The following is a 22,041-nucleotide window of genomic DNA, read 5'->3' as shown; positions in this document are numbered from 1 at the left end:
TGTTAAGCAAAGCGAAACATTGGGTGAGATTCTTCACTACACTACGTTTCGTTCAGAATGACATTCCTAATTTTTTGACTTTTGCAAGAGGTCTATTTCTTCAGTCGGTAAGCTCATAATAATTATAGATTTCGGCTATTTAGATACATAGTCGAGATTGCTTTTTTTTGAGGCTGATTGAAGAGTAGAAAAAGAAAATATGGGTGATAACTCGTCCACAACTACCAATTACAAAACTCATACTTTTGATATAGCTACACTACCCCCTATGACTGAGGCGATCGCTAAATTTTAATTTATTTTAAAAGCTTAAACTGATAGCAATAACTGAGATTCAAAAGTTCCTTATTTTCGTAAAAATAACTTCATAAAATACGTAATCTAACATAATAAATTTTCTATGTCCTGAGCAATAAAGGGTAGTTATTCCATTAGAAAGAAGCGGTTGTCTCTCCTACTCTCTAGAGTTAACCCAGGAAGAGTGAAATAAATCTCTGACCAAGATATATAGCTTATCCCGTTTCTTTGTGAAGCTGCGCCAAACTCTCTTAATCTCTCATTTCTTCGCGTTCTAGCCTGCGGCTTCTGCTTTGCAGTGTGTGTCTTCTCTGCGAGACGCTGACACGAACGCGGTTTGTTTTTGATTTTTTTGCTAAGTCCTAAGATAATTAGGCGCATCTTCATACAGAATTGGTATTAGATTCATGACTATTTTTGGTTTGAGAAGTTACGACTCATAACTAAAGCCAAAAATTAAAAATAAAAAGTCGAAAGAGAGAATCCTGTCTTTTACATTAAGCATATTGGCAATGTCTTTTGGGAAAACAGCAAGGCTTAGCCGAAAAAGAGTGATTAGACAATGGATTTACTGAGAATTTATCGATGCCCTTGATTTTCATACAGGAAAACTATCATGACCACACAGGAGCAACTACACCAATGGCATGAACTAGCACAACAGTTGCGTGTTGATAGCATTCGCGCTACAACCGTTGCGGGTTCGGGTCATCCTACTTCGTCGATGTCCCCAGCCGATCTGATGGCTGTTTTACTTTCGAAATATCTCCGCTACGACTTTGACCATCCGGATAATCCTAATAACGATCGCTTCATCCTCTCTAAAGGACACGCTGCACCACTGCTTTATGCTATGTACAAATCTGCGGGGGTCATCTCTGATGAGGATTTGCTATCACTACGAAAATTAGGCAGTCGGCTAGAGGGTCATCCTACACCAGTTTTACCTTGGGTTGATGTAGCAACAGGCTCCTTAGGACAAGGATTGCCAATAGCTGTAGGAGTGGCTCTGGCAGGTAAATATCTAGATCAACTCCCCTACCATGTGTGGACGCTCCTAGGTGATAGTGAAACATCTGAAGGATCGATTTGGGAGGCTTTCGATCGCGCCTCACACTATACCTTAGATAATTTGATTGCCATTATCGATGTGAATAGATTGGGACAGCGGGGTCAAACAGAACTAGGTTGGAACACACAAGCCTATGCCGCACGAGCCAGAGCCTTTGGCTGGCAAGCGATTGAAATTGATGGACATAATTTGACAGAAATCGAGCAAGCATTTAGCGCGGCTTTAACCATCAACGATCGCCCCACTGTAATTATTGCGCGGACAAAGAAGGGTAAAGGTGTAGCTGCTTTAGAAGATTTAGGTGGTTGGCATGGCAAAGCACTGAAAGCCGAACAAGAGAAACAGGCGATCGCAGAATTAGGTGGTGAACGCCAGATCAAAATTCAGGTCAACAAACCTGAAGAACAAGGTCAACCTGTCTCTACAGGTAAAGCTCAACCACTACAACTTCCCATTTATGACAAAGGTGCAAAAGTTGCAACACGTCGAGCATATGGTGATGGCCTACTAGCCTTAGGAGCCGCTCAACCAGATGTAGTTGTTCTCGATGCCGAAGTCAGTAATTCCACTTATGCCGAAGATTTTGCCGAAGCTTATCCCGAGCGTTACTTTGAGATGTATATTGCTGAACAGCAAATGGTAGCAGCTGCCGTAGGTTTACAAGTACGAAAATACAAACCTTTTGCTTCCACTTTTGCTGCTTTCTTGACTCGTGCCTATGACTTTGTGCGAATGGCTGCTGTCTCTCGCGCCGACATTAAATTAGTGGGTTCTCATGCTGGAGTCTCGATAGGTCAGGATGGCCCTTCGCAGATGGGATTGGAGGATTTAGCAGCCTTTCGGGCAGTGTGGAATAGTACAGTACTTTATCCTAGCGATGCCAATCAGACTGCAAAAATAGTAGCCCAAATGAGCGATCGCGATGGAGTAGTCTATCTCCGCACCACAAGAGAAAACACTCCAGTCATCTATAGCTCTGATGAAGAGTTTCCCATTGGTGGCAGTAAAATAGTCCAAAGTTCTGACCAAGACCAAGCTACTGTAATTGGTGCAGGTATTACTCTGCATGAAGCCCTGAAAGCTTATGACCGCTTAAAAAATGAAGGCATCATGATACGCGTTATAGATGCATACTCTGTTAAACCCATTGATGTACAGACGCTGCATCAAGCTGCACGCAATACAAAGGGTAATTTAGTAGTTGTCGAAGACCACTGGCTGGAAGGTGGATTAGGCGCAGCGGTGCTTGATACCTTTGCTGGTACTAGCAGTACTCCTATCTATGATGGGCCGCAACTGCGACTAATTAGGCTAGCAGTTAGTGATATGCTAGGTTCCGGCACACCAGAAGAACTACTTCATGCTGCCAAAATAGACGCAGATGCCATTGTGGAAGCGGTAAAATCGCAAGTTCGACAGCCAATAGGAGTATGAGCAAAGGGGCAGAGGGGAAATGTAAATAAAGCTGAAAGATGGCATACGTTCCTGTGTCTGGTTATCGAAAGGACAATTCAGGCAACAAACATCTAAAATAAATTGAAAACTCCATAAGTACATTTTGCTGGGTATGATATTTAATCTGCAAGCATTTACCTAGTGAATACCAGCTATGACCCAGAACTACCGCATTACCCTACTCCCCGGCGATGGCATTGGACCCGAAATTATGGCAGTAGCGGTAGACGTGTTGAAAGTCGTAGGGAAACAATTTGATATTCAGTTTGAATTCCAAGAAGCTTTGATTGGCGGTGCGGCAATTGACGCTACTGGCGAACCCCTACCATCCGCCACTCTAGATACATGCCGCAATAGTGATGCTGTATTACTCGCAGCCATTGGCGGCTATAAATGGGACTCCTTGCCATCCAATTTACGCCCGGAAGCGGGTTTGTTGGGACTGCGTGCGGGGTTACAATTATTTGCCAATTTGCGCCCAGCCCAAATTTTGCCCCAGCTAATTGATGCCTCGACTTTAAAACGCGAAGTCGTGGAAGGCGTAGATATTATGGTGGTGCGCGAACTGACGGGTGGAATTTACTTCGGCAAACCCAAAGGAATTTTTGCCACTGACACTGGTGAAAAACGCGGTGTCAATACAATGGTTTACACAGAATCAGAAATTGAACGCATTGGCAGAGTAGCATTTGAGGCAGCGCGGAAACGTCAAGGCAAACTCTGTTCGGTGGATAAAGCGAATGTGTTAGAAGTATCTCAGTTATGGCGCGATCGCATCACCAAACTCTCCCAAGAATATCCAGATGTGGAACTATCTCATCTGTATGTTGATAACGCTGCTATGCAACTGGTACGCGCTCCTAAGCAGTTCGATACTATCGTGACAGGCAATTTGTTTGGCGATATTCTCTCTGATGCTGCTGCCATGCTCACTGGTAGCATTGGTATGTTACCCTCTGCTAGTTTAGGAGCTTCTGGCCCTGGCGTATTTGAACCCGTCCACGGTTCTGCACCAGATATTGCCGGACTTGATAAAGCAAATCCCTTAGCCCAAGTTTTGAGTGCGGCAATGATGTTACGCTACGGTTTAGACCAGCCAAAGGCAGCAGACCGCATTGAGCAAGCCGTACTCCAAGTTTTAGAACAAGGCGATCGCACAGGCGATATCATGTCTGAAGGCAAAAATCTGCTAGGATGCCGCGCTATGGGCAATGCACTCATTCAGGCTCTTGCAGAAAAATAATTTCTTGTCTTACCTAGGCAATTTGGCAGCCTTTGCTGAAAGTTTCAGATAAACTAGAGAGAAATCTAGCAATCATATAAGCGGTCGATAGTGTACGCATTACGACAAGAACAAACAAACTATACTGCCTCAAGTACTGCCTCCAGGAAACAACCTCCTTTGGTCGATCCTGCCGTGATTAGAGCGGCGGGGCAGATTTACTATACCCACTGTGAGGTTCATCCTGAAATAGTTGGGCAGCCTTCAGGAGTAGCAATTAATCGCGTTACTCATCGAGGTAAAGTGATTTTTACTAACCAACCAGTTCTCTTGCCACAAGAATGTTTTGTGCCATTAAGTCAAATTGAATCGTGTATGTATTAGTCAATGGTCATTAGTCATTAAGTCATTAGTCAAGGGTTAATTACTAGTGCGGCATGGCAAAAAAGTATGCAGTCAGAAATAACATTAAGGTTTATATTCTTAACCTCCTGCCTTCTGCCTCCTGCCTTCTTGTAACTCTCGACAAAGGACGAAATATCGACGACAAATGACACAGAACCCTCCGGGTGACGCTCGTTCCTCGCTAACGCTGCGCTAACGCCAGTTGCTCATGAGGGAAATCCCCAAGACCGCACTGGCTCACAATTGACAAATGACTATATGGACATTTTGATAGTCATCCCGGCGAGTATCATTGTTTTCGCCTTGGGTGCATCTATTGGTAGTTTTATCAATGTTGTAGTTTATCGGCTACCAGCCAGGTTGTCGATTCTTTGGCCGCCTTCCCGCTGTCCCCATTGCTTAAATCAGCTCAAGGCTTACGATAATGTCCCAGTGCTGGGATGGGTATGGTTACGAGGGCGATGTCGATACTGCAAAAGTAAGATTGCTGTCCGTTATCCTGTAGTAGAAGCGGTGACAGGTATCATTTTTGTACTCATTTTTTTGCTATTTAAAGTTTCAATTGCTACGCTAGGATACTGGGCTTTTTGTAGCTGGTTATTAGCACTATCGCTCATTGACTTAGATACCATGATCCTACCCAATGCACTTACTCAGTCGGGTTTGGTACTAGGGATAGTTTTTCAAATGACAGTTGGTTTTTTTTCAGAAGCTAGCTGGGTGGGATTAGTACGTCACCTGATGATGGGGATAGTGGGGGCAGTATTAGGCTTATGGCTATTTGAAGCGATCGCCATTGTTAGTAAAGTATTTTATAAAGACGCAATGGGTGCAGGTGATGCCAAATTAGCAGCCATGATGGGAGCTTGGTTGGGTTGGAAATATTTGCTCCTAGCTGGTTTTGTTGCCTGTACGGCAGGAGCATTGGTAGGAATCGGGGCAATTGTAATGTCGCAGCGAAAATGGGGTCAAAAAATACCTTTTGGTCCTTTTTTGGCTTTAGGAGCAATAATTACTGTGTTTGGCGGCGAAGCAATTTTGTCTGCCTATCTGCGGTTATTTTTTCCAACTAGTTGAAGATTGAGAGATAAAAACTAAATTAAAAATTAATAATTAAATTTGATGTTTGGGATTTTTCATCTTTGTTATTTCATCAGTTCATCATTAGAAAGCTTCATTATCCTTGACTGTAGCTGGCATTACGCCACTGATTCTTCAGAGCTTGGTAATATCAACCTGTGACTTGTATTACCCTCTCAATGAAGAGTAGCTTTTGGTAAGCAACTAATTGTAAAAAAAGTATGAAATTTTAAGGATGAAGGATAAAAAAACAGTACAAGCTCACGCAACTTGACGGCAGTTGCGACAACGGGGAGGCAGCCACGTGGGCGGGTTTCTCACGCCACTTGCCACAACGGGGGGGGGAACCCCAACGGACACTTGCTTCAAGTCGGCAAAGCCGCCCAACGCAGTACCCTCCGCAAGGCAGTTGCTCGACTTGAGCGGACTGCCGTGGGAACCCCTAGAACGCACTGTCTCCTCTACTTGAGCAAAGCCCAAGACCCTATCCTTTTAGAGTTCATTTACAAGATTAGACAAACAAAGGACTTGTGTTGGCATAAGTAATTTCGTTAAGCTGGCAACCAAAGATGCAAAATAAGGTCTAAATTGCTTATAAGCGTAATTTGACGATGTAGTCAAGAGGAGCCAGTACAATAGGTGGGCAATGCCCGACTGATGCATCTGGCGTTCAAGAGCCAAAAAGGGGTGTTATTTGCGTCTGTATAAGAGCAAATCTGGAGACTTTGAAAGCTAAGGTCAAGAGTTACAATTATTTACTCTGGACTTAGGATTTGTTAGCATAAATGCCCCGTAGCGACTTGACTTGTTTTCGACCTCATAACCACTTGAATAAAATAAAAATGGCGAACAACGAAGAATCACGCGGTTTAAAGTCTCTATTTGATTGGTTTGCAAATCGGCGTAAACCAGGATCTACCAGTCCAGAACGTCAAGAACGTGAAATTGCTGATGGACTATGGCATAAATGTTCACAGTGTGGGGTATTGACATATACGAAAGACCTGAGAGCAAATCAGATGGTTTGCGCTGAATGTGGTCATCACAATCGGGTGGACAGCGATGAACGCATCCGCCAATTGATAGATCCCAATACCTGGAGACCGATAGATGAGCATTTGCGGCCAACAGATCCGCTGCAATTTCGCGATCGCAAATCATATAGCGATCGCTTGCGGGAAACTGAAGAAAAACTTGGTTTAGTAGATGCAGTTAAAACTGGTTTGGGTCAACTTAATGGCTTATCTGTTGCCCTTGGCGTGATGGACTTCCGCTTCATGGGTGGTAGTATGGGTTCAGTTGTGGGAGAAAAAATCACACGCTTGATTGAGCAAGCGACTCAGCGACGATATCCTGTAGTTATCGTCTGTACTTCAGGTGGAGCAAGAATGCAAGAAGGAATGCTCTCCTTGATGCAGATGGCAAAGATTTCCGCAGCCCTAGAACGCCATCGCAACGCCAGACTATTGTATATTCCCGTTCTCACCAATCCGACTACTGGTGGTGTCACCGCTAGCTTCGCCATGTTGGGCGATATCATTCTGGCAGAACCAAAAGCCACGATCGGTTTTGCAGGACGGCGGGTAATCGAGCAAACCTTGCGGGAAAAACTGCCAGACGATTTTCAAACGGCAGAAGATTTGCTCAAGCATGGCTTTGTCGATGACATCGTACCCCGTACCCAGTTAAAAAACACCCTAGCGCAGCTGATTGCTTTGCACCAGCCCATACCAACCACACCCCCTATGGTATTGTGGGAGACAATGACTTTAAGTTCCAGAGTTAGTGAATAACAAAGTTATGAATTCAGTAAGGGCACGGTATTATCGTGCCCTTATTTTACTTTCTTTTATTGTGTATTACGCCACTCCAGCAATTAGCTGAAGTTGAAGCCGGAAGTCGAGAAGTTGTCACAACGAGCCTTACACGATTGAGTACAAAATCACCGAGAGATTACCGCTACGGATTTGGTAAGGGTGCTGGCGGCTCTGGGATCAGCTTAACAGGGCGTGGTGGTAGACTTGTGTATATGACTTTTTGGAAATCTTTGTTGAAGCCAACACGATCGCTTGAGTTTTTTTTCCTAGCCATAGAAATCACCTTTATGTACTACTAGATAGTACAATAATGTACTCAACTTGGATAGTAGTCGATTTGGCTTAAGATTGCAGCGCGTCCCCGTGGAGTAAGAGACTTTCGATAAAAAGTCTAAATTACCAATCGCCCGAACATCTCAAACCCGATGAGGTCAAGCGATTAATCACCGCCAAGTCGGTAGGCAGGCACAAGCAACGCGATGAACTGCTATTTATTGTGGTGTAGAACAAAATGGATATAGGTTTGTAGCCCAGTCAGCGAACAAAAACGGGAAATACTCCTATGACAGCACTTACATTAAACCTCAATTCTGTAATTCAACTCACAAGAGAGCAATTTTATCGATTGTGTGAAGAAAATCCCGATTTAAAATTAGAACGCAATGCTCAAGGAGAGTTAATTCTAATGCCACCTACGGGAGGAGAAACAGGAAAAAGTAATTCTACTATTAACGCTCAAATATGGTTCTGGAACGACCAAAATCAATTGGGCGAAGTTTTTGATTCATCAACTGGATTTACTTTACCTAATGGAGCTGACCGTTCTCCAGATGTTTCTTGGGTGGAAAAATCTCGTTGGGATGCTTTGACTAAAGAACAAAAAGAAAAATTTATTCCTCTATGTCCTGATTTTGTCATTGAGATACTTTCACCTAATGACAGCTTGAAAAAAACTCAGAATAAGATGCAAGAGTATATCGAAAATGGGTGTCGTTTGGGTTGGTTGATAAACAGAAAAAAACAGGAAGTAGAAATTTACCGTCCAGGACAGAATACAGAAGTTTTAAAATTACCTCAAACTCTTTCTGGGGAAAGTGTTTTACCTGGTTTTGTACTTAATATGCAACGAATATTGTATTGATAGTTAACTGTTAACAGTTAGCAGTCAACATTTTTAATATTACTAGAGCTTGAGCCAAGATAAATCAATCGCCTTAATGCCTAACTTTGAGCTATCTTTTTACGACCTAACCAAACTTGTATCATCTGAGTTAAAGATTGTGTTGGTTGCTCTTTCACAAAGATGAGTGGCACAAGGGCTACTAGTCGAAACAAACTAGAAACGGTAAACAATCCTAGTAAGCCACCATAGCCAATAAATTGGGCGATGAAGCTGCCGATGGTTGTACCTAAAGCACCACTAGCACCAGAGACAGCAGCTGCGATCGCAAAATAAATAGCCTGATTTTTAATTGGTGTAATCCCTATTTGCAAATTGTTGTTACACAAGTCAATTGCCGCCCAAGTCACTCCAGCTAAGATATGTAGCAGCGGCAACCATAGCCAAATGTCAAGGTGATGATTACTAGTTCCCAGCCAAAGCAGTGGTGAAACAGCAACTAAAATTCCGACTGCGATCAGAATTGGACGGTTGCCTATCTTATCTGCTAACTTGCCCCATAAAATCAGCATAAGCAAATTTGCCCCCGCCTGGATACTAGTGTAAAGGGTTACTAAACTTACATCTAAATGCAGCGTGTCTAGCATATAGAGGTTAAAAAAAGGAGCGCTAATATTAACAGCAAGCATCCATAACCCGAAATAGAGCAGAAACCTCAAAAAATTAGAGTTTTTCCAAATACTGCTAGCAAAATTGTTTTGTGGAGAGCTAATATTTGCTATGGAGAGTGATTCATCACCCAATTCATCTTTTTGAGGTATGAAACTTTCACTATTTTGAGGGTACTCGACAACAGTGTTTTGCAATTGTGGATTCACATCAACTTGAAAATACTGACACCACAACCCTACAATTCCAAACACAATACCGACCAGCAAAACTACTCCATAACCTTGTAAAGCTCCACCAGGCCAATGTGATACAGCTAGACCTGCTAAAGGCAGACACAGCAAATTAGTTAGACTGGCGGCGCTATTGCGTAGCCCAAAATATCTACCTCGCAATCGCCGAGGTACTATCATTGCTATCCAACTTAACCACGATGCGTTTCCTAGTCCTCCCAAAAGATGAGTGGCTAGAACAATCAAGAGTGTCAACACCATCAACTGGTGTGAATTAATTCCTCCCCAATAGAAAATGACGATGCCTATAACTAAAAACAGCCAGAGTAGTCGAGAAATTCCATATGTCCGCAGGGCATACTGAAAGCGGCTGGTGGTGCGTTCCGATAAATAGGCACCTAAGGGTTGAATCAGATTCACCAGCATGGGTATAGAAGACAGCATTCCAAACACTATTGGACTGGCATCTAACTCTACTAGGAAATTACTCAGCAAAATCCCACCTGTAATCAGGGAGAAAATCGCTGAGAAAACAGCATCCCCTGTAGAAGCTTTTAAACTAGTGCGAATCGCCTGCTTGGAAATTCGGGTACTGGGTCTTGAAGTGGGAAGTGCTTTTGGTGGTAAGACAATCTGGGGAATTTCCAGAGTCAGAGGTGAAGCTGTTTCAATTTGAGCAGAATCCATAAATGCGGGGGGCGGAGGGGGCGGAGGAGCAGAGGGGTCAGGGGAGCAGAACCACTGACAATCCTTAACTTTTTCGCAAACTACAATTGAATTAAAAAGTACTTAGCTAAAAACTATTGGTTGAAATACTTAGTATGTCTTCATAAGCTTTGGTGATAACTTTTTGTTATTTTATCTTGCATTTCTTAACAAAAATTCAGAAGACTAAAATATCAGCCCGCAGTTGCAGAAGATATAAGTGAAATTAAAGAGACTTTTATCTAGTTGTGAGCAAAAAAAGCTGGTTGAAATTTTGGGGACTGATAATAGCGATCGCGATCGCTTTGATTACTGTTCACAGTCTACAAATGTCAAGTAAATTGTCAAGTCCCACGGCAGTTACTATCAAACTCAGTGGATGGGGAGGCAATCCTGTTGAGCAAAAACTATTAAAACAAGTATTGCAAGACTTTGAAGCAGAACATCCAACTATCAAAGTCAAATATGAGGTGATTTCTGACCAATACATGGATGTACTCAAAACCCGCTTGGTTGGGGAAGCAGCACCTGATGTTTTCTATTTAGATGCCCTAGAGGCTCCTTTTTTGATGAGCCAGAATGTCCTGGAACCGCTAAATAGTTATATCACCCCCGAATTTGATTTAGCAGATTTTGAGGAGACTTTACTTAACAGCTTCAAATACCAGAACCAAATTTATGGTCTTCCCAAAGATTATTCTACCCTCGTTTTGTTTTATAACAAAAAAGCCTTCGCCGCTGCTGGCTTGAGTAATCCCCCAAAGACTTGGGATGAATTGCGCTCCTACTCCAAGCAGTTGACAGGTAAACTTAACAGATACGGTTTCGGAGTTACCCCAGAGTTGGCACGTCAGGCATACAAAATTAAAGCCTTTAATGGGCAAGTCGTTGACCAAAATGGTTACGCGACCTTTGCTAGTGAGGCAGGTTTGCAGGGATTGCAGTTAGTGGTAGACCAGTATCGAAAAGACCGCTCCTCTGCCCTAAAATCTGATGTTGGGACAAATTCTGGTAATGAAATGTTTGGTCAGAGTAAGGTGGCAATGGTAATTGAAGGCAACTGGGCAATTCCTTACTTAACTGAAACTTTCCCTCAACTAGAGTTTGCTACAGCCGAAGTACCCACCATTAATGGTAAAAAAGGTACGATGGTGTATACCGTAGCCTACGTGATGAACAAACAGGCACAGCACAAAGCCCAAGCCTGGGAATTAATTTCCTATCTTACAGGTAAACAAGGGATGCAAAAATGGACGGGAACAGGCTTTGCATTGCCAACACGTAAATCGGTAGCCCAGAAATTAGGTTATGACCAAGACCCTCTCAGGTCGCCATTGGTAGCTGGAGTTGATTACGCTACACCGTGGCAGGTTGGTAAGTATCCGGGGGCAATTGTCAACAACTTTGATAACCAATTTATTAGCGCTTTGCTGGGGCAACAACCATTAAAACAGGCGATGGTGCGATCGCAGAATGCGGCTAATCGGCAAATTAAAACTATGGAGTGATTAAAGCAGCAATGCTGACAGACATTGCAAAAGCTATATCTTATCTATAAACTTTTGAATTGCTTGCAAGTATGAGTTACTTCCAGGCTGATAAATACGGAAATGTTCTGCTCCTGGAATCAACAAAATTTGTTTAGGTTCAGGAGCAGCATTGTACAATTGCTGACTCATATAAGATGGCACAACGCTGTCAGCAGTTCCATGAATAAACAGAACAGGAATACGTAAAGAGCGAACTTTAGAGATAGAATCAAATTTTTGTGTCAGCAGCAAATCGACGGGAAACATCCATAACCAATTTCTATGTTTGACTTCCTCAGCCATTGATGTAAATGAGCTTTGCACAATTAATCCGCTGGCTTCTGGATGTTTTATTGCCAAATCTATAGCAACTGCTCCTCCAAGAGACTCTCCGTAAATAATAATTTGCTTGGGAGGAATTTGTCGTACTTTTACTAAAAAATTCCAGGCTATTTGGCTATCTTGATAAAGCTGAGATTCACTTGGATATCCCCCTTTGCTACTGCCAAAACCTCGGTAGTCGATTACTAATACAGAAAACCCTAATTGCCGCATTCCCTTAAGTCTGGCTACATGATTGTAATAACCTTTGTTACCAGCAGCACCGCAAAAATACAAAAAGGTTTTAGGCGATTTTATAATTCTTATAGGCTCATTTGGGATAACAGAAATTTTCTCTTGAGGAGATGGTGCTGGAATCCACCAGCCATGTATATATTCGCTACTAGCAATAGGTAAACGCACATCTTTGTAGGGAAGAAGAAAGTCAGCCGAACTCGGTAGCGTTAAAATTTGTGGAGTCGGGCGAAAGATAATATAACGCTGGCGAAAAAATAAAAATACACAAGTCGAAATGTAGGCGATCGCCAGTATTCCTATACTTATTAGCAGCAGTTTGCGAAGATAAAAATTTCGCTTCAAATTGTTGGTCACAGCTATAATTACTAGGGCGTTAAATTAACGTTCATAGCAGATTGTTAACGCTAATAAAATAAGCGATCGCCATTTTTATTAAGCTATTGCTAATCTAATCCCCATTCTAATTTAAGAGTTTCCAACTTGGGATTTTTTACACTCAATTGCTTACATTCATCCAAAAATTCCTTGACTTGCTCTTGATTGAGACTTAAGCCACCATCTTGCAGATTATTAATGTAGGTGATGACATCTGAAGTTGTCAAAGATGAACTTATCTCTTCTAGAATGATGGCATTTCTGACTTCCCGACAAATCAACTCAATATCTGATGATGTAAATCTTGCGCTTTTTTCTGCGAGAATTTCAAAGTTAACTAGCTGATTAATCTCAATCTGTGACAAGTAGTGTTTGAACAAATCTATTCTTTCTGCTTGGTCTGGTGGAAAGATAGGAATCTTCCAATCTAATCTGCCAGAACGTTTTAAAGCACTATCAATACCACTTAGATAGTTAGTTGCAGCAATTACAATTACATCACTATTTTGGAGATTATTCAGTTCTATCAGTAATTGGTTAATGGTTGCTTTTTGATCCGTATGTGCGTTGTCTTCATTACGATTAAAGCCAATACTGTCTAACTCATCGATAAATAAAAGTGAAGGAGCTTTTTTCTTAGCTTGAGCAAAAATATCTCGAATATTTTTTTGACTTTGGCCTATCCAAACACTAACAATATCAGCAGGAGAAAACTTAAAAAAATATCTCCCAGACTCATTAGCGAAGGCATTTGCCAGGAAAGTTTTACCGCATCCAGGCAAACCATAAAAGAGAATTCCCCCAATATAGCCTTTATATCCCTTAGATTGTAGCTTTAGGAGTTTGCTTAATTTTTCTTTCTCTTCATTTAGACCTTTAACTTGGTTAAAGTTAAGCTTAACTTCTCTGATACGGTTACTAATGGGATGTGCTTGTACTAAACTAGGTTGTTTAGCCGTATATTCAAAAGATGGGTAGTCAATAGAGTCAAAAGATACTGGAACTAGTTGATGTTTTTCATAATCAGGAGCCATGACTAAAATTTGAAAGCGATCGCCATAATATCTAGAAAGCTTATATTCTAATATTTCCTTAGCTTTTTTAAGTTGGTAATAGTTGCGTGCTATTTCAAAGCCAGGAATTACCAACCAAACATTCTCTAGTTTATTAGGCCAGACCTTTGATTTTCTGAGAATTCTTTTAATTGTATCTAAAAACAGATTATTATCCTGAAATTCTTGATATTGGAGAGTTTCTATCTCAACAACTACCTGATTTTTTACATATACTTCTATAATTTCACTTTGATATTCTTCATCATCTGACGTATCTTCATCTATTGTTTCCTCATCTCTAGAACTCAGCTCCACTTCACAGCTTATATTAGATAACTCATAACCTAAGCTTTCCAAAGTTTTGATAGCAAAATACTTGAGATAAATATATTCTTTGCTTTCTTGTTGCCACTTCAAAATCTCAAAATGTTCAGGTTTCATTCTCAACAATAACTGTGATTCAGTCTGTATTTGAGCTTTTTGTAATTCTAGAAAGTAATTCTGCAAAGATGCATCATCCTCTTCAATGTCATAAGATGGAAGTTCCAGTAGGAGGCGAAAATGGGCATATATTTCTTCTTTATGGTCAACAGCAGCTTCATTTGGATATTTACACCTGAGAGTAAAAGTGAAAGGAATTTTACTCGCAATTCTATCTACCAAATATCCTAAAGTATCTTCTTGTTGATGAGCTTGAATTTCTGTGACTGATGGGCAATGAAATAAAATAAAAACTTGTTCATTACTATATTTATTAGCATGTAAAGATATCTGTTCAAACTGCTCATCAAATTTTTCAGAATCCAGCAATTCTAAACCAGTGTTACCAAGTATAATGCTAGTCATAGTTGAGCGATAAAACTGAAAAATACTAGCATCGGAGATAGAATTTTCTTTTTCATCTTCACAGTCTCGGTCTGAGACAAGATGTGTTGCAAGTTTTCGGTTGGAGGCTTTGGGTATAGTGTTACTGCCTCCATACTGAGATTTTCTAATTAACTCATAATTGAAGATTTTGACAGCAATATCAGAAAAGAAGTCTTCTACTTGGGGAATTAGAAAAATACCTATTGGCTGGTTAGAGTCTAAACATGCTTGAAATCTTTCATATTCTTGGTCAGAACCAAAATCAAACAAGTAGTAGAAAAAATCATGTTTAACTGAAATAGTCTCTCGTGGTTTTGCTGCAATTAATTCCGATTCAGCTACTTGATTTACTCCTTTAATAGAAATAGCTATCTTAGTATCTAAGGGAATATATAAATCAAATACTGGATCTGCACAAAGCCCCACTTGTTCAAGAGCAGTATTAAAATCATCTATAAAAGATTGACTTCTACGCTGGTAGCCAAACTGTTCCATGATAGTTTTGACTCGTAGGCTTCTTTTGGTTTTACCAGTTCTTTGAAGTTCGTTTTTGATTGAACGTAAGTAGGTTGTATATGACATTTTGTATCCTATCGCTTTAGTCGAGTCAATTAGTATCCCAAGGAAACCAAATATATAGTTCCCTAAGTCACACATGCAGCTAACTTACACAAGCGATCGCTTTCCCGATGAGATTCAATATTTTCCTTCTAGGGTACGATAAATGATCGTGCACGACTCAACGCTACATCCGAGTTGTGCGGGATGTAAGCGGAGGTTCAGTTGTGTTTGAAATGAACAGGCGGCGCAGAAACCGCAGTTGGAATATCACAGAAAATCTGGCTGGATACTTATTCATGACTCCCACCATTCTGGTTGTGGGAACTTTTGTGGTGTTGCCCATTCTCTATGCCATTTTTCTTTCCCTACAAAAAGTTAAACTTTTGGGCGGTATTGAGTACGAGTTCATTGGCTTTCGCAATTTCACGCAATTAGTTAAGGACGATCGCGTTTGGATTGCTTTGAAAAACACAGCAGAATATGTAGCAATTGTAGTTCCAACTCAAACTGTACTGGCTTTAATTCTGGCTGTAACCTTGAATGCTGGCATTCGTGGCAAAAACTGGTGGCGAATCCTTTACTTTTTGCCGACAGTTACTTCTTCGGCAGTGCTGACACTCATTTTCATGTGGATTTATAACACTGATGGGCTATTAAACGATTTTCTCGCTTTTGTGGGACTGCCTACCTATAACTGGTTAGGCGATCCAGCAGTTGCCCTCAAAGGCATCATGATTATGAATATTTGGTCAACTGCGCCATTTTACATGGTAATTTACCTAGCGGCGTTGCAGGATATTCCCCAAAAACTTTACGAGGCGGCAGAACTTGATGGGGCAAATGAATGGCAAAAGTTTATCTACATTACTATTCCCATACTCAAACCTGTAACTTTCTTTGTGGTGGCAATCGGGGTAATTGGTACGTTTCAATTGTTCGATCAGTCTTATATCTTCTCTGGTGGTACTGGCGGCCCCAATAACGCTACTCTGACGGTGGTGCTACTTATTTATCAGGCTGTATTTCGCAATTTACAGATGGGTTATGCCGCAGCGATCGCCTTTTTGCTGGCAGCGGTAATCATAACCATCACTTTGATTCAGCAGCGATTTTTTGGAGGGGAAAGGACTTGATTAACATTTCTCGCTTTTCCTGGCTCAAAATACTGTTATACGTCTTACTGACTGTATATGCCCTCATCACCCTAATTCCTTTCTTGTGGGCACTATCGGCATCATTTAAGCCGCTATCAGAGATTGTTAACGGCGAACCCAACTTTTTACCCAAGAATTTTACCCTGGATAATTACAAGCAAATCTTTCTGCAAGAACCCCTGTTTTGGCGCTGGCTGCTCAATAGTATAGTAATTGCTGTCAGTGTGACGTTGTTAAACTTGGCGTTCAACTCAATGGCTGGTTACGCCTTGGCGAGACTGCGCTTTGTGGGCAAACGCTTCTGGTTCTTCTTGATTTTGGCAGTGCTAGCAGTCCCAGCACAAATCACACTTATTCCCACATTTTTGATTTTGAAAGCGATCGGCTGGCTGAATTCTTACCAGGGCATGATTGTCCCTAGTATGGTCAATGCTACTTTCATCTTCATGATGCGGCAGTTTTTCGTCAATTTCCCTAGGGAACTAGAGGAAGCTGCTCAACTTGATGGCTTAAATACCTTTGAGATTTTCCGTCATATTGTTTTGCCGCTAGCAACACCAGCACTGGCAGCACAAGCTGTTTTCGTGTTCATGGGAAGTTGGAATAATTTCTTGCTACCTGTAGTTATTCTGTTTGAACCAGAAATGTTTACCCTACCTCTAGGGCTGAACACCTTCAAAGGGCAATATATCAGCTATTGGAATTACATTATGGCAGCTTCCATGATATTCACCCTGCCAGCTTTAGGAATTTATGCCTTTTTCAACCGCTACTTCATTCAAAGCGCCACATTTACAGGGGGGAAAGGTTAGTAGTCAGTTGTCAGTTGTTAGAAGGCAGGAGGCAGGAGGCAGAAGTGAAGAATTATCTTCCTTGTCTTCCTTGTCCCCACGTCCCCGCGTCCCCGCGTCTCCCTCTACTCCTCTACTCTTCACTCCCTCCCCCGATCCCAAACCGTATTTTGGGCGACAAATTGCGCTCTTAACATGATATTGGTATTACAGCGACTCAATCTCTATCTGTCAGTTAACAAAACATTATGGGTTTTGCAGACCTATCGATCGCAGAGATAGCAGCAGACTACAGTCTTCCTGTAGAAAAAGTGTTTTCTCTGTGCAACCAACTGGGAATTGCCTATAAACACCAAAAGACCCGTTTGGCGTTAGAGGATGCAAAGGCAATTATTTCGCAAATATTGTCTGAAATACACCCAAAAGGTACTAGCGACTCGGTGGGTGATACCGATGTCACCTAAAGGGCTATTTTAGGCTTTAGCTAATCGCTAACGACTAGCGACACGGGAGATTGAGCATCGCTTTTTTAGCTGTGTTGAGCGTCAAAATCTTTAAGGGGAAACATGTTTAGAAGACTAATTGGCGTTGTTGTAGCTACTATTTTGCTGACGTTTCAGATGATTGTCGGTAGTGCGACAGCGGTGGAACTGGACAAAGCTACCAGAACAGTGCCATTAAATGATGATGGTGATACCGTTGTACTCAGCCTAAAAGAAGTTAAAGAAGGCAAACGTTTATTTCAATACGCTTGTGCCCAATGTCATGTTGGGGGCGTTACTAAGACAAACCAAAACGTGGGACTTGAACCAGAAGCGCTGGCACTGGCAACACCCAACCGTAACAACCTTGAAGGCTTGGTGGACTACATGAAAAATCCCACTACCTATGACGGAGAAGAAGAGATTTCAGAAATTCATCCCAGCACCAAGAGCGCAGATATTTTCACAGAAATGCGAAATCTGACCGACGAGGACTTGAAAGCGATCGCCGGTCATATTCTCCTGCAACCAAAAGTTGTTGGTCAACAATGGGGAGGCGGTAAAATTTATTACTAAATACCCAACTTAGTGCTGAATCATTGGGGATTGGGTATTGGCGATTGGGTATCGGTTATTGGGAAAACTCTTCCCCAGTACTCAGTCCCCGACCCCCATTACTCCTAATCCCCAAAGGGAGAACCCTGAATTTCCCATACCTCAGTTACTAATACGTATTCGCTCACAATACACTCACAAGCTTCTGATGCTGTGTCGGTTATTTACCCGTTTACTGATTTTAATCGTTGTTTTTGTGGTCTATTACAGCAGCACCTTGCCAGCCCAAGCTGCTAACAAGATTGATTTTTACATAGCTAGATACTTACATGTTACAGAGCCAATAGCTCTGGAAATGGATGAACAAGGTAACATGCGTTTGTTTTCACCGCAAGAATTGTCTATAGGCAAGCAACTTTTTGAAAATAACTGCATTAATTGTCATGTGGGCGGTGCAACGTTGCCAGATCCACAAGTATCTCTGTCGCTTCTAAAGCTTCAAGAAGCTAATCCTCCACGCGATCGCATTAATGCTTTAGTTACCTTCATGCGCCAACCTATGACCTACGATGGTAGTCAAGAAACCTATTGGTGCCGTCAGTTACCTCCAAGTCTACTATCGCAACAGCAAATAGAAAGTTTAGCTGCTTTCGTTCTCACAGCAGCACAAAAATCTCCAGGTTGGGGTACAGAAAGTTTTTGAAAAGCAAGGGAGTATTTCTAAAGAAAAAATAAAAATTTCTGATTTTGACTGTTTACCTTCTTTTTTCCCTGAAACTTTTTGGTGTAATCCAAATCTAGTAGTTATTGCTATTTGTACAACTTTTTGCTATGGATTTTTCCCCATTGTAAAAAAAAATTCTATCTACGACAGATTGTCATATTTAGCGGTTGATTTTATTTAAAATGAAATAAGGAAAATAAAAACTATTGTTAGGAGAGAGTCATGAAATTAATTGCGGCAAGTTGGAAACGGTTTAGTCTAGCTATGTTAACAATCCTTTTAGTTGTTAGCAGCTTCGCTGTTTTTACTCCCAGCGCTATGGCTGAAACATACCAAGTGAAACTGGGTAGTGATAAAGGACAACTGGCATTTGAACCAGCAAAGTTGACAATTAAACCAGGCGACACAATTGAATGGGTGAATAACAAAGTTCCTCCCCATAATGTTGTGTTTGACGCTGCCAAAAACCCAGCTAAAAGCGCTGATTTAGCAAAATCTCTGTCTCATAAGAGTTTGTTAATGAGTCCTGGTCAAAAGCTAAAAACCACTTTCCCCGCAGACGCACCTGCTGGTGAATACACCTTCTATTGCGAACCCCACCGTGGTGCTGGTATGGCTGGTAAAATCACTGTCGAAGGCTAGAATCAGCGCTGTTGAGACAAGATAATTTTCCCACTTCCTTAGCAAAATTGGTAAAAACCAACATGCCACATTCCTAGAGTGTCCTATAAATTAGACAGATAAATGGCGGTGACGAGTCCTATTTCCGCCGAAAATGCTCAACGCCACAGGCGATGGAGGTTATTAGCTCGTCACCGCTAATTTTTGTTCAAATTTTACTACATCAGGAATGAATAGCGTTTATACTCTCTAGAAAATAAAACCTTATGGAGTAGAGTACAAATAGCAACTGGCAACTTTAGATATAACTATTCTGAGGCTTCTTTGTATGAACCCTAGAATAGGTTGCTGGAGATGGTTTTTTAGTTGCTGGAGGCTTCTGGCGAGGAGAATATCTTGAGAATAATTTTATTAAAAATATTATTGCTGGCGATCGCTCTATTCAGACTTACATCTATTCATCCAGTACTAGCTGCCGAAGCACCCAACGCTGCCAAAATTTTTAACGATAACTGTGCTGCTTGCCATATAGGTGGTGGTAACATCCTCATTTCTCAGAAAACCTTGAAAAAGGAAGCATTGTTAAAGTACTTGGAAAACTACAATCGAGACGCGATTCAGGCAATTATTCACCAAGTACAGAACGGCAAAAATGCTATGCCTGCCTTCAAAAGCAAGTTGAGCGCTCAGGAAATTTTGGAGGTAGCTGCTTACGTTTTCCAAAAAGCGGAACAAGGCTGGTAATTTCGGTAACCGAATTTTAAATTTTGGATTTAAACATTCAAAATCTGGGCATCATTCAAAACTTAAGCTTGTATAGCAATTCTCAGATGAATGAAATATTGCCAACTTACAAGACCCAAGAGTCAGGAGCCAGAATATATAATTATCCTAACTCCTGGATTCCTGGCTTCTGACTCCTAAATAAAATGCATATTGCACTCGACTGAGAATCGCTATAGTTTTAACTAGAGTCTTCGCCCAAGAATCGATGCCTAGGGCATTAGCGAGTACTCGTCCAAAGGGCGACGCTAAGAGCATTAGTGCAGCGTTAGCGAGTTCTCTCCCAAGGGGAGACGCTAAGAGCGAACGAGCGTCACAAGTACCGAAATCCCTCACTATACTTTTATGTTGGTGGCGGGACGGCAGCTCTTAGGGAAACCTCAAAACGGCTTTTATTTTTCTGGATTAGTAGAGTCTTGTCTTTGTTGCCTCACTTCGTTCAACTTTCGTATTAGTTTTTGACTAGATTCCACAGAGGGCGACAGCTGAGTGCTATTAGCTGTTGGTGTAGACAGTGGTTTAGCATTGCTTGTCGGCGCAGGTACTGGCTGCTCGTTTCTAATTCGCAGTGTTGGTAATGGTTTAACACTAGCTGCTGGTGCTGGCGTTGGCTGATTTCCAGTAACTGGCGTAGACAACGGTTTAGGAATCACTACAGCTGGCGTTTGCTCTTGAGTAGTTCCAGCAGAGTTATTACCATAGTTTTGGAAACGCAGGCTAAATGGATAACGGTTAGTCTGCTTATCTCCCTTGGGAGCCTTGGTATTGAAATATTCTCTCGCCTTTAGTTGTAAGTCAGGGGTAACTGACTTGTCCTGAAACTTGATATCTAAGACTTTACCTTCGGGATCTACTACTAAATAACCCAAGACCGTACCTTCAATACCTGGTTTATTTGTAGAGATTGTGTCACGGATAACTGCTTTTTCTTGCGAGTTGGGGTACTCTCGCTGGACTGCTTTTCTCAGGTTTTCGTAAGAGGTTACCTGTGCGACGATCGCCTGTTCTGTTCCTTTAGTAGGCGAATTAGGTATCCTAGATGTAATTCCAGACTGCCTATTAATATTTTCACTTGCCAGGATCAAGTTATCTCCAGCCTTGGGAATTTGTCCAATAGGGGCTACTTGTGGCTGGTTTTGAGCAACTTTGGATGCACCATTCCCGGATTGCGCTGTTTGTGGAGTAATGTTACTGCTTGCCGTTGTCATCGGTGGAGTAACAGAAGGGCTGGGAGACTGGGCATTCAGCAAATCATTGGGTATTGTAGCCGGAGATACCTTCGGCAATGAATCTACAGGCAGGGGTTTGGATTCTCCTAATGCTATTTCCTTTTGACTAAAATTAGGAATTGGCGCAGTGAATTTTTTATTCGCAGCATTGAAACCAGACGTATCAAATCCGAAATCATCTTTGGGAACTCGCTGCAAAGACTGTCCTTTGGATGAGGAATAAATACGATAGTTATTAGGTGTTGTGGCAATTGGTGGCGGGATCAGTTGCGTATACGCAGGTGGTGACGGAGGCAATACAATTGATTGGGCATCCAGATTAGGAGGAACTGGCTGTTGTAGAGGTAGTTGAGATTGTTGCGGTAGTTGCAGCTGTTGAGGTAGTTGTAGTTGTTGCGGTAGTTGCGGTTGCAGAGCAACTTGGTTGCTAACTGGAGTTTGCGGCAGACGGTTTTGGTCAGCTTGGCTTAATTCCAAAATTCCTACCGATTTTGCTGATGCTGATTCTTTAGGTTTGCTAGAATCTACAGGCATCAATGGCACAATCAACGCAATAGCACCGTGGATACCAAGAGATGCTATAGCTGCTATCCCAGTTGGCTGGCTTAAGACTTCTGGTATATTTTTTAACAAGGAGACGTAAGACATAGCTGTTATCGTT

The 22,041-nt window shown here is 41.8% G+C and carries 20 protein-coding genes; 15 read left to right on the top strand and 5 right to left on the bottom strand.

Translation table 11 applies throughout. From position 1 onward, the window contains the following. Nucleotides 1-913: 913 nt before the first annotated feature. From RMY31_RS25730 to RMY31_RS25715, 4 genes are all read left to right on the top strand, one after another. On the top strand, nt 914-2,803 hold the full coding sequence (locus RMY31_RS25730) for a transketolase (protein ID WP_322663696.1): 1,890 nt from the start codon (nt 914-916) through the stop codon (nt 2,801-2,803). A 175-nt stretch (nt 2,804-2,978) separates the two neighbouring features. Beyond that, a complete protein-coding gene (gene leuB, locus RMY31_RS25725; RefSeq protein ID WP_322663697.1) occupies nt 2,979-4,067 on the top strand; it encodes a 3-isopropylmalate dehydrogenase in 1,089 nt (362 codons plus the stop codon). Between the two features lie 90 nt (nt 4,068-4,157). Then, entirely contained in the window at nt 4,158-4,430 is a 273-nt protein-coding gene (locus RMY31_RS25720; protein ID WP_322663699.1) for a hypothetical protein, read from the top strand. A gap of 279 nt (nt 4,431-4,709) precedes the next feature. Then, nucleotides 4,710-5,528 carry an A24 family peptidase gene (locus RMY31_RS25715; RefSeq protein ID WP_322663701.1) on the top strand — a complete coding sequence of 273 codons (819 nt, stop codon included), beginning with the start codon at nt 4,710-4,712 and terminating at the stop codon, nt 5,526-5,528. A 264-nt stretch (nt 5,529-5,792) separates the two neighbouring features. On the opposite strand, the gene RMY31_RS25710 is transcribed toward RMY31_RS25715, so the two are convergent. Next, on the bottom strand, nt 5,793-6,011 hold the full coding sequence (locus RMY31_RS25710) for a hypothetical protein (RefSeq protein ID WP_409878411.1): 219 nt from the start codon (nt 6,009-6,011) through the stop codon (nt 5,793-5,795). A 362-nt stretch (nt 6,012-6,373) separates the two neighbouring features. Here RMY31_RS25710 and accD point away from each other — a divergent pair, with 362 nt between their 5' ends. From accD to RMY31_RS25695, 3 genes are all read left to right on the top strand, one after another. Beyond that, the gene (gene accD / locus RMY31_RS25705; RefSeq protein WP_322663703.1) at nt 6,374-7,324 is read left to right on the top strand and encodes an acetyl-CoA carboxylase, carboxyltransferase subunit beta; all 951 of its coding nucleotides are present in this window, start codon (nt 6,374-6,376) and stop codon (nt 7,322-7,324) included. A 35-nt stretch (nt 7,325-7,359) separates the two neighbouring features. After that, entirely contained in the window at nt 7,360-7,647 is a 288-nt protein-coding gene (locus RMY31_RS25700) for a hypothetical protein (RefSeq protein WP_322663705.1), read from the top strand. A gap of 263 nt (nt 7,648-7,910) precedes the next feature. After that, nucleotides 7,911-8,489 (top strand): Uma2 family endonuclease, encoded by a 579-nt coding sequence (locus RMY31_RS25695; RefSeq protein WP_409878408.1) that lies wholly within the window; start codon nt 7,911-7,913, stop codon nt 8,487-8,489. An 80-nt stretch (nt 8,490-8,569) separates the two neighbouring features. On the opposite strand, the gene RMY31_RS25690 is transcribed toward RMY31_RS25695, so the two are convergent. After that, nucleotides 8,570-10,057: an MFS transporter gene (locus tag RMY31_RS25690; RefSeq protein ID WP_322666244.1), complete on the bottom strand. Its 1,488-nt coding sequence runs from the start codon at nt 10,055-10,057 to the stop codon at nt 8,570-8,572. A gap of 347 nt (nt 10,058-10,404) precedes the next feature. Between RMY31_RS25690 and RMY31_RS25685 the strand changes: the two genes are divergently transcribed. Further along, complete coding sequence (locus RMY31_RS25685; RefSeq protein ID WP_322666281.1) at nt 10,405-11,583, top strand: ABC transporter substrate-binding protein; 1,179 nt, start codon at nt 10,405-10,407, stop codon at nt 11,581-11,583. Nucleotides 11,584-11,616: 33 nt separating this feature from the next. Here RMY31_RS25685 and RMY31_RS25680 read toward each other — a convergent pair whose 3' ends face one another. Both RMY31_RS25680 and RMY31_RS25675 read right to left on the bottom strand, forming a co-directional pair. Then, complete coding sequence (locus RMY31_RS25680; protein ID WP_322666246.1) at nt 11,617-12,537, bottom strand: alpha/beta hydrolase; 921 nt, start codon at nt 12,535-12,537, stop codon at nt 11,617-11,619. A gap of 89 nt (nt 12,538-12,626) precedes the next feature. After that, entirely contained in the window at nt 12,627-15,062 is a 2,436-nt protein-coding gene (locus RMY31_RS25675; RefSeq protein ID WP_322666247.1) for an ATP-binding protein, read from the bottom strand. A gap of 212 nt (nt 15,063-15,274) precedes the next feature. Here RMY31_RS25675 and RMY31_RS25670 point away from each other — a divergent pair, with 212 nt between their 5' ends. From RMY31_RS25670 to petJ, 7 genes are all read left to right on the top strand, one after another. Further along, nucleotides 15,275-16,174, top strand: a complete 900-nt coding sequence (locus tag RMY31_RS25670) for a carbohydrate ABC transporter permease (protein WP_409878423.1) — start codon at nt 15,275-15,277, stop codon at nt 16,172-16,174. After that, nucleotides 16,171-17,007 (top strand): carbohydrate ABC transporter permease, encoded by an 837-nt coding sequence (locus RMY31_RS25665; RefSeq protein ID WP_322666250.1) that lies wholly within the window; start codon nt 16,171-16,173, stop codon nt 17,005-17,007. The genes RMY31_RS25670 and RMY31_RS25665 overlap by 4 nt, the downstream gene beginning before the upstream one ends. A 227-nt stretch (nt 17,008-17,234) precedes the next feature. Then, entirely contained in the window at nt 17,235-17,450 is a 216-nt protein-coding gene (locus RMY31_RS25660) for a hypothetical protein (RefSeq protein WP_322666252.1), read from the top strand. A 102-nt stretch (nt 17,451-17,552) separates the two neighbouring features. Beyond that, nucleotides 17,553-18,044, top strand: a complete 492-nt coding sequence (gene psbV, locus RMY31_RS25655) for a photosystem II cytochrome c-550 (RefSeq protein WP_322666254.1) — start codon at nt 17,553-17,555, stop codon at nt 18,042-18,044. Between the two features lie 37 nt (nt 18,045-18,081). Beyond that, entirely contained in the window at nt 18,082-18,726 is a 645-nt protein-coding gene (psbV2, locus tag RMY31_RS25650) for a photosystem II cytochrome PsbV2 (protein ID WP_322666256.1), read from the top strand. A gap of 243 nt (nt 18,727-18,969) precedes the next feature. Beyond that, entirely contained in the window at nt 18,970-19,389 is a 420-nt protein-coding gene (gene petE / locus RMY31_RS25645) for a plastocyanin (RefSeq protein WP_322666258.1), read from the top strand. Between the two features lie 375 nt (nt 19,390-19,764). Continuing rightward, nucleotides 19,765-20,112 carry a cytochrome c6 PetJ gene (gene petJ, locus RMY31_RS25640; protein ID WP_322666260.1) on the top strand — a complete coding sequence of 116 codons (348 nt, stop codon included), beginning with the start codon at nt 19,765-19,767 and terminating at the stop codon, nt 20,110-20,112. Between the two features lie 431 nt (nt 20,113-20,543). On the opposite strand, the gene RMY31_RS25635 is transcribed toward petJ, so the two are convergent. Beyond that, nucleotides 20,544-22,028, bottom strand: a complete 1,485-nt coding sequence (locus tag RMY31_RS25635) for a hypothetical protein (RefSeq protein ID WP_322666262.1) — start codon at nt 22,026-22,028, stop codon at nt 20,544-20,546. Nucleotides 22,029-22,041 lie beyond the last annotated feature (13 nt).

The organism is Dendronalium sp. ChiSLP03b, assembly GCF_034531165.2.
Taxonomy (GTDB): Bacteria; Cyanobacteriota; Cyanobacteriia; order Cyanobacteriales; family Nostocaceae; genus Dendronalium; species Dendronalium minutum.
This window is presented reverse-complemented; position numbering and strand designations above follow the sequence as displayed.